This window comes from Amycolatopsis vastitatis (assembly GCF_002234595.1).
Taxonomy (GTDB): Bacteria; Actinomycetota; Actinomycetes; order Mycobacteriales; family Pseudonocardiaceae; genus Amycolatopsis; species Amycolatopsis vastitatis.
Genome location: NZ_NMUL01000105.1, coordinates 1 through 7,429, shown reverse-complemented (window position 1 = coordinate 7,429; position 7,429 = coordinate 1). Strand labels below are relative to the sequence as shown.

At 70.1% G+C, this 7,429-nt stretch carries 6 protein-coding genes and 1 pseudogene; 2 read left to right on the top strand and 5 right to left on the bottom strand.

Annotated features, from left to right (window positions below):
• Nucleotides 1-15: 15 nt before the first annotated feature.
• The 4 genes from CF165_RS49550 to CF165_RS49535 form a co-directional block, all read right to left on the bottom strand.
• Nucleotides 16-1,182: a thiolase family protein gene (locus CF165_RS49550; protein WP_093954541.1), complete on the bottom strand. Its 1,167-nt coding sequence runs from the start codon at nucleotides 1,180-1,182 to the stop codon at nucleotides 16-18.
• Nucleotides 1,179-2,192: a thiolase family protein gene (locus tag CF165_RS49545; protein WP_093954540.1), complete on the bottom strand. Its 1,014-nt coding sequence runs from the start codon at nucleotides 2,190-2,192 to the stop codon at nucleotides 1,179-1,181. The genes CF165_RS49550 and CF165_RS49545 overlap by 4 nt, the downstream gene beginning before the upstream one ends.
• A gap of 7 nt (nucleotides 2,193-2,199) precedes the next feature.
• Nucleotides 2,200-3,177: a Zn-ribbon domain-containing OB-fold protein gene (locus CF165_RS49540; RefSeq protein ID WP_093954539.1), complete on the bottom strand. Its 978-nt coding sequence runs from the start codon at nucleotides 3,175-3,177 to the stop codon at nucleotides 2,200-2,202.
• A 90-nt stretch (nucleotides 3,178-3,267) separates the two neighbouring features.
• Nucleotides 3,268-4,056, bottom strand: a complete 789-nt coding sequence (locus CF165_RS49535; protein ID WP_093954538.1) for a crotonase/enoyl-CoA hydratase family protein — start codon at nucleotides 4,054-4,056, stop codon at nucleotides 3,268-3,270.
• Nucleotides 4,057-4,119: 63 nt separating this feature from the next.
• Here CF165_RS49535 and CF165_RS49530 point away from each other — a divergent pair, with 63 nt between their 5' ends.
• A complete protein-coding gene (locus CF165_RS49530; protein WP_205661253.1) occupies nucleotides 4,120-5,736 on the top strand; it encodes an acyl-CoA synthetase in 1,617 nt (538 codons plus the stop codon).
• A 12-nt stretch (nucleotides 5,737-5,748) separates the two neighbouring features.
• Nucleotides 5,749-6,849: an NAD(P)H-dependent flavin oxidoreductase gene (locus CF165_RS49525; RefSeq protein ID WP_093954536.1), complete on the top strand. Its 1,101-nt coding sequence runs from the start codon at nucleotides 5,749-5,751 to the stop codon at nucleotides 6,847-6,849.
• Between the two features lie 58 nt (nucleotides 6,850-6,907).
• Here the strand turns inward: CF165_RS49525 and CF165_RS49520 are convergent.
• A pseudogene (locus CF165_RS49520) lies at nucleotides 6,908-7,429 on the bottom strand (IS30 family transposase); the annotation flags it as partial.

The following is a 7,429-nucleotide window of genomic DNA, read 5'->3' as shown; positions in this document are numbered from 1 at the left end:
CCCACTGTTATTCACTCACGACCCGGGCTTCTCCGAGCCCACCAGCCACATCGAGAAGTACTGCGACCCGCCGCCGTAGGCGTGCCCGAGTGCGCGGCGCGCGCCGTCCACCTGGTAGTCCCCGGCCCGGCCCATGACCTGCTTGGCCGCTTCGGAGAACCGCAGCATGCCGGACGCGCCGATCGGGTTGGACGAGAGCACCCCGCCGGAGGGGTTGCACGGCAGCCGTCCGCCGATCGCCGTCTCGCCCTTCTCGGTGACCTTCCAGCCCTCGCCTTCGGGCGCGAAGCCGAGGTTCTCCAGCCACATCGGCTCGAACCACGAGAACGGCACGTAGATCTCGGCGACGTCCACTTCGGACATCGGGTCGGTGATGCCCGCCTCGGCCCACAGCGCGGCCGCGGCCTCCCGGCCCGCCCGGGGGTTCACCTGGTCGCGGCCGGCGAACGTGGTCGGCTCGGTGCGCATCGCCGTCGCGTGGATCCACGCCGCGCCGCCTTCGACGGCGTCCCCGGCGGCCTCGTCGCCGAGCACCATCGCGCACGCGCCGTCGGACGACGGGCACGTCTCGTCGTAGCGGATCGGGTCCCACAGCATCTGCGACGCCCGCACCGACTCGACGGTGATGTCCGGCTGCCGCAGGTGGGCGAACGGGTTCAGGGCGCCGTTGCGCCGGTCCTTCGCCGCTACGATCGCCCCGACGTGCTCGGGCGCGCCCGACCGGCGGATGTAGGAGCGCACGTGCGGCGCGAAGTAGCCGCCCGCGCCGGCGCCGACCGGCATCTGGAACGGCGGCAGGATCGACAGGCCCCACATCGCGTTCGACTCGGACTGCTTCTCGTACGCCACCGTGAGTACGCGCCGGTGCACACCCGACTGGATGATCGACGCCGCGACCAGTGCCGTCGAGCCGCCGACCGAACCGGCGGTGTGCACGCGCAGCAGCGGTTTCCCGGTCGCGCCGAGCGAGTCGGCGAGGAACAGCTCGGGCATCATCACGCCCTCGAACAGGTCCGGCGCCTTGCCGAGCACGACGGCGTCGATGTCGGCCCATTCGACCTGGGCGTCGGTCATCGCGCGGTCGATCGCCTCGCGCAGCAGGCCCGGCATCGAGACGTCCTGCCGCTTGGCGCGGTGGTGCGTCTGGCCGGTGCCGAGCACGGCGGTGAGCTGCTTGGTCATCGGGCCTCCAGCACGGTCACCAGGTTCTGTTGCAGGGCGGGGCCGCTCGTCGCGTGCGCCACGGCCTTGCGGGATTCGCCGCTGTGGATGCGGGCCGCCGCCTCGCCGATGCGGGCCAGCCCGGCGGAGAACATCGGGTTCGCGGCCAGCGCCCCGCCGGAGGGGTTGATCTTCACGCCGTCGCCGAGCCCGAGCGCGGTCCGCAGGATGAGCTCCTGGTGCGTGAACGGCGCGTGCAGCTCGGCGAGGTCGGCGCCGTCGAGGTCCAGTGCCTTCGCCGCGGCCTCGGTGGACGGGCTCCGGGTCAGGTCGCGGGCGCCGAGCACGGGGGAGTCGACGCGGTGCTCGATGCCGGCGATCACCGCCGGGCGGTCGACGATGTCCCGCGCGCGTTCCACAGTGGACAGGACGACGACGGCGGCACCGTCGGTGATCGGCGCGATGTCGTGCCTGCGCAACGGATCGGCGTAGTACGGCGTGTCGAGGAGCTCCGCGACGTCCTTGCCGGAGCCGCGCGCGGCGACCTCGGCGAGGTCCTTTTCGGACCAGAGCCCCGCCTCCAGGCCGAGCCGCGCCTGGATCCCGGCGATCGAAACCGAGTCCGGCCAGAGCGGCGTGACGACGTACGGGTCGAGCTGCAGGGCGAGCACCCGGCGCAGCTGCCCGGCGCTGGACTTGCCGAAGCCGTAGACGAGCGCGGTCTCGACCTCGCCCATCTTGATCTTGAGCCAGGCTTCGTACAGCGCCCAGGCGGCGTCCATTTCGACGTGGGACTCGTGGATCGGCGGGAACGCGCCGATCGCGTCGACCGCGGCGATGAAGGAGAACGCGCGCCCGGCGAGGTAGTCCGACGAGCCGGAGCACCAGAAGCCGATGTCCTGTTTGGACAATCCGGTTTGCTTGAACACCTCGGCGAAGATGGGGACGAGCATCTCCACGCCGTTGGTGGTGCCCGGCGTTTCGCGCACGTTGGGGGCCTGCGCGAAGCCGGCGATCGCGACGTCTGGCATCAGGACCTCACAGGTGGTGGGCGAAGGTTTCGTAAGCCGCGTCCGGCTCACCGGTCGGCTCGAAGTGGCTGATGTTCTCCAGCGACGTCCACCACTCCTCGCGCGGCTTCCACGCGGCGCGCACGCGCAGGCCCATCCGGACGTCTTCGGCGGCGCACCCCAGCACGAGGTGCAGGAACGCGATGTCCGCGCCGTCGAGCAGGATGTAGGCGGCGACGTACGGCGGTTTGATCCGCTGGCCGAGGAATGGGACGTTGACGATGCAGAACGTCGTGACGATGCCGGTGTCGGGCAGTTCGACCTCGTCGGTGGTCGGCACGCCGTCGGTCGGGCAGGCTCCGCGTGGCGGGATGTAGACCTTGCCGCAGGCGGGACAGCGCTGGCCGATCAGCTTGCCTTCGGCGAGCCCGCGCAGGTAGCGGCTTTCCTCGGGTGACGCGGAGTGCATGTACTTGAGGTGCACCGGAGTGATGATCACGCTGACCGGCGCGCCCTCTTCGCGTTCGGCGACCGGGGGAGCGGGTTCGGTGGGCGTGGTGTCCTCGGCGTCCACGGGCAGGAAGTAGGCGATGTCCCGGATGTGCCCGACGGTGTCGTCGGCCCAGCGCACCCGCACCCGCTGTCCACTGTGGATCTTCTCCGGCGATCCGGCGTCGACGGCGTGCAGCATGGCGGTGTCGGCACCGTCGAGCTTGACGAGCGCCCAGGCGAACGGCCGGTTCAGCGGCTGGCCGTCGAGCGGTTCCGGGCACCAGGACCACGAGACGATGGTGCCTTCTTCGGCGACCGGCACGAACTCGCTGAGCTGTTCGGCGGTGCCGGGGTCGTACTCGACCGGCGGGACGTGCACGCGTCCGTCGCTGCCGCGGATGCCTTCGATGCGGTGGTCGCGCAGCGCGGTGACGAACCGGCCGAGGACGGGCCCGGTCGAGCGGGTGTAGTCGAAGCCGACGTTCAGCGGTGCCGCTAGTGGTGTCTCGGTCACGTCGTTGAGTGAAACATGTTCTTGTTCTACCGACAAGGTTCCTCCGCGGGTCCGTCTGATTCCCATGGAACGCGTTCTAGGTCAGCGGCGTCAGAGTCCTCGGAAGTCCGGCTTCCGCTTCTCCGAGAAGGCCCGCGGCCCCTCCTTCGCGTCCTCCGACGCGAAGACCTCGATCCCGTACTGCGAGTCCAGCTTGAAGGCCTCCTCCTCGTGGAGCCCCTCGGTGTCCCGGATCGTCCGCAGGATCGCGCGCACCGCCAGCGGCCCGTTCGCGTTGATCAACGCGGCCAGCTCGAGAGCCTTCGAAAGCGCCTCGCCATCGGGCACCACATGACCGATCAGGCCGATCGCCAGCGCCTCCTCGGCGGTGATGTGACGGCCCGTCAGCAGGATGTCCGCGGCCACCGTGTACGGGATCTGGCGCACCAGCCGCACCGCGGAACCGCCCATCGGGAACAGGCCCCACCGCGCCTCGGACACCCCGAAGCGAGCCGAGGCGCCCGCCACGCGGATGTCCGTGCCCTGGAGGATCTCGGTCCCGCCCGCGATCGCCGGCCCCTCGACCGCCGCGATCAGCGGCTTCGTCAGGCGGCGGCCCTTCAAGAGCCCCGGGATGCGCGAAGGGTCGAACTTGCCCGACGCGAACGACTCCGAAGGGGAGTTGCGGGACATCGACTTCAGGTCCGCCCCCGCGCAGAACGCCCCACCCGCGCCGGTGAGGATGCAGCTGCGGATCGAGTCGTCCGAATCGACCCGGTCCCAGGCGTCGACCATGATCGACATCATCTCGCCGGTGATCGCGTTGCGGGCCTCGGGCCGGTTCATCGTGACGACGAGCGTCTGCCCCTCCTGTGAGACCAGCGCGTGCGGTTCAGCCACGTCAAATCCTCCCGAAGCAGCAGTGCCATTGCCCAGAACGATAACATGTTCTACTTTGAGGGCGTGGCACTCAACATCGCGGATCTTCTGGAGCACGCCGTCGACGCCGTGCCGGAGCGCGTCGCGGTCGTGTGCGGCGACCGGCGGGTCACCTTCGCCGAACTGGAGGCGCGGGCCAACCGGCTCGCCCACCACCTCGCCGCGCACGGCGTGGGACGCGGGTCCCACATCGGGGTCTATTCCCGCAACTCGATCGAGGCCCTGGAGGCGATGGTCGCGGCGTACAAGCTGCGCGCCATCGCCGTCAACGTCAACTACCGCTACGTGCACGGCGAACTCGTCTACCTCTTCAACGACGCCGAGATCGTCGCGCTCGTGCACGAACGCAGCTACACCGACAAGGTCGCCGCGGTCTTGCCCGAGGCGCCGAAACTGAAACACGTTGTCGTGATCGACGACGGCACTGACGGCGACTACGAAACCTACGGCGGCGTCGACTACGAAGCCGCCCTCGAAGCGCAGAGCCCCGAGCGTGACTTCGAGGAACGCAGCAACGACGACCTCTACATCCTCTACACCGGTGGCACCACGGGCTACCCGAAGGGCGTGCTCTGGCGGCAGGAGGACGTCTGGCGCGCGCTCGGCGGCGGGATCAACTTCGTCACCGGCGAGTACATCCCGGACGAGTGGACGCTCGCCGAGCAGGGCAAGGCCGGGAGCCTGACCCGGCTGCCCGCCGCGCCGCTGATCCACGGCGCCGCGCAGTGGGCCGCGTTCGGCGCGCTGTTCACCGGCAGCCCGGTGGTGTTCGTGCCGCGCTTCGACGCCCACGAGATCTGGAAAGCCGTGCAGGAGCACAAGGTCCAGGTCCTCACGATCGTCGGCGACGCGATGGCGCGCCCGCTCATCGAGGCGTATCGCGAAGGGAATTACGACGCTTCGTCGATCGTCGCCGTGTCGAGCCACGCCGCGCTGTTCTCGCAGTCGGTGAAGCAGGAGTTCGTCGCGCTGCTGCCGAACGCCGTGATCACCGACGCCATCGGCTCGTCGGAGAGCGGCTTCACCGGGATCGGCATGGTCGGCAAGGACTCCGACCACAGTGCCGGCCCGCGGGTCAACTTCGGCAAGGACGCGATCCTGCTCGACGACGACGGCAACGTCGTCGAGCGGAAGCCCGGCGCGGTCGGGCTGATCGGCCGGCGCGGGCACGTCCCACTCGGCTACTACGGCGATCCCGAGAAGAGCAAGAAGATCTTCGTCGAGGTCGACGGCGCCCGGTACGTCGTCCCGGGCGACTACGCCCGCTACGAAGAGGACGGCACCGTGACGCTCCTGGGCCGCGGTTCCCAGTGCGTCAACACCGGCGGCGAGAAGGTCTACCCGGAAGAGGTCGAAGGGGCGCTCAAGTCGCACCCCGACGTCTTCGACGCGCTCGTCATCGGCGTCCCGGACGAGCGGCTCGGCCAGCGCGTCGCCGCCGTCGTCCAGCTCCGCGAGGGCGCGAAACCGGACCTCGCCGCGCTCGAAGAGCACGTCCGCGGCGAAATCGCCGGCTACAAGGTGCCGCGCACGATCTGGCTGACCGGCGAGATCGGCCGCTCGCCCAGCGGCAAGCCGGACTACCCGTGGGCCCAGCGTTACGCCGCCGAGCACGAACCGGCCGCGGCCCAGCCCGTCTGAGGAGGACAACACGTGCGGACACCCCTGTGCGACCGGCTCGGCATCGACGTGCCGATCATCGGGTTCACCCCGTCGGAGCACGTCGCCGCGGCGCTCAGCCGCGCCGGCGGGCTCGGCGTGCTCGGCTGCGTGCGGTTCAACGACGCCGCCGAGCTCGACCGGGTGCTCACCTGGATGGACGAGAACACCGGCGGGAAACCGTACGGCGTCGACATCGTCATGCCGGCGAAGGTGCCCGCCGAGGGCACCCAGGTCGACCTGGCGAAGATGATCCCGGACGGCCACCGCGCGTTCGTCGACCGCGTGCTGAAGGAGCTGTCGGTGCCGCCGCTGCCGGACGACACCGACGAACGCGCGGGGGTGCTCGGCTGGCTGCACTCGGTCGCCCGGTCGCACGTCGAGGTCGCGCTCAACCACCCGATCAAGCTGATCGCCAACGCCCTCGGCTCGCCGCCGGCGGACGTGATCGGCCAGTGCCACGATCGCGGTGTGCCGGTGGCGGCGCTCGCCGGGAAGGCCGAACACGCGGTGCGGCACGTCGAAAACGGCGTCGACTTCGTGGTCGCGCAGGGCTACGAGGCCGGCGGGCACACCGGCGAGATCGCGTCCATGGTGCTGGTGCCGGAGATCGTCGACGCCGTCGACGTGCCGGTGCTCGCCGCGGGCGGGATCGGTTCCGGCCGCCAGGTGGCCGCGGCGCTCGCACTTGGCGCGTCCGGCGTCTGGATGGGCTCGATGTGGCTCGCCACCGAGGAGTACCTGCAGACGATGGGCGAGTCGGTGGCGATGCAGCAGGCGCTCGTCGCGGCGTCGTCGTCCGACACCGTGCGGACACGGATCTACACCGGCAAGCCGGCCCGGCTGCTCAAGACCCGCTGGACGGAGGCGTGGGCCTCGCCGGACGCGCCCGAGCCGTTGCCGATGCCGCTGCAGAACCTGCTCGTTTCCCACGCCCACAACCGGATCCACGCGGCGAACGACCCGAGTGTGGTGTCGATGCCGGTCGGGCAGATCGTCGGCCGGATGAACCGGGTGCGGCCGGTCGCCGACGTCGTCGCCGAACTGGTCGCCGGGTACGAAGAAGCGCTTTCCCGCCTCGACAAGACCCGCTGAAGACGAGAGAAGGGCCCCCACAGCGGGCGGATTCCAGGGGTTGTTGCAACACAGGTGATCAACTGGCTTTGGCCAGGAGTTTAGCCAGGCGCTCGGCTGGGGTGTCCCAGCCGAGCGTTTTGCGTGGGCGGCGGTTGAGCTGGGCGGCGACGGCGGCCAGCTCTCCGGGGCTGTGGATGGCGAGGTTGCTGCCTTTGGGGAAGTACTGGCGGAGCAGCCCGTTGGTGTTTTCGTTGGAGCCGCGTTGCCAGGGTGAGTGTGGGTCGCAGAAGTAGACCGGGATGCCGGTGGCGATGCTGAACTCGTGGTGGCGGCTCATCTCGCTGCCCTGGTCCCAGGTCAGCGAGCGGGTCAGCTGCTGCGGCAGCGTCGCGGCGGTGGTGACGAGGGCGTCGCGGACGTGCTCGGCGGTGTGGGAGCCACCGAGGTGGATCAGCAGCACGTAGCGGGTGGCACGTTCCACCAGGGTGGCGATGGCTGATGCGCCGTCCCCGCCGATGATCAGGTCGCCTTCCCAGTGGCCGGGTCGTTGGCCTCGGTGGGGCGGTCGCTGATCATCACCATCGGGGCGGTGAAGCGC

Coding starts and splice junctions, on each gene's coding strand:
- CF165_RS49550 (WP_093954541.1), bottom strand. CDS start 1,182: ATGACCAAGCAGCTCACCGCCGTGCTCGGCACCGGCCAGACGCACCAC.
- CF165_RS49545 (WP_093954540.1), bottom strand. CDS start 2,192: ATGCCAGACGTCGCGATCGCCGGCTTCGCGCAGGCCCCCAACGTGCGC.